The sequence below is a fragment of the Chloroflexus sp. MS-G genome (assembly GCF_000735195.1).
In the GTDB taxonomy this organism is placed as follows: Bacteria; Chloroflexota; Chloroflexia; order Chloroflexales; family Chloroflexaceae; genus Chloroflexus.
Genome location: NZ_JPIM01000250.1, coordinates 1 through 636, shown reverse-complemented (window position 1 = coordinate 636; position 636 = coordinate 1). Strand labels below are relative to the sequence as shown.

Below are 636 nucleotides of genomic sequence, written 5' to 3'. Positions count from 1 at the left end.
GGGTGTCGCCGATCAGAAAGCAGGGCCGTTCGTCATAGCAGATTACCGGATAGTGCGGGTCATACGGCAGCGCATAGAGTGCCAGAATGCGCTCCATCTGGGCCAGAAAGGCCGCAGTGAGGGCGCCAAAGCACCAGGTCTGCTGTACATGTGGCTTCAGCTCGTTTTTTTTAGAATTGTGCCAACCATAGTATGCGAGATCGTCTCACAGAAGCCAGCTTCGACGACTTTCTCAGCCAGGAGGCGCAAGGTCCAGCGGTCATGGCCTTCTGGTGCATCGCTACACGCCAATGCCGTGACTTTGGCGCGCTGAGCGCCATCAATGACAATCGGACGGCCAGAACGCGGCGCATCGTACAGACAGTCCAACCCTTTGGTGCGGTAGCCGTTGCGCCAAGCGGCGACCGTGGTGTAGGTCACATCGAGCGTTTCAGCCACCGCACGCAGGGTCTTGCCGCGATCGAGTTCGAGCAGCGCGGTCGCGCGCTTGAAAGTCTTGACCGCGAGCGTACCTTTGGCAAGCAGTCCTTCAAGCGTGGTGCGGTCGTTCTCTGTCAGAGTCAGGTGATCTTTTTTCATACCACCAGTCTATCCGATATCACCTCGGAATGCAAGAGAACTTAGTTTACGGACTAC

The 636-nt window shown here is 57.1% G+C and carries 1 protein-coding gene; it reads right to left on the bottom strand.

Annotated elements, in window-relative coordinates; all coding sequences use genetic code 11:
* Positions 1 to 156: 156 nt before the first annotated feature.
* Positions 157 to 579 (bottom strand): helix-turn-helix domain-containing protein, encoded by a 423-nt coding sequence (locus JE47_RS0120230; RefSeq protein ID WP_011955408.1) that lies wholly within the window; start codon positions 577 to 579, stop codon positions 157 to 159.
* Positions 580 to 636: the final 57 nt, after the last annotated feature.

Excerpts from the sequence above, each read along its gene's own strand:
- JE47_RS0120230 (WP_011955408.1), bottom strand. The coding sequence starts at position 579 with ATGAAAAAAGATCACCTGACTCTGACAGAGAACGACCGCACCACGCTT.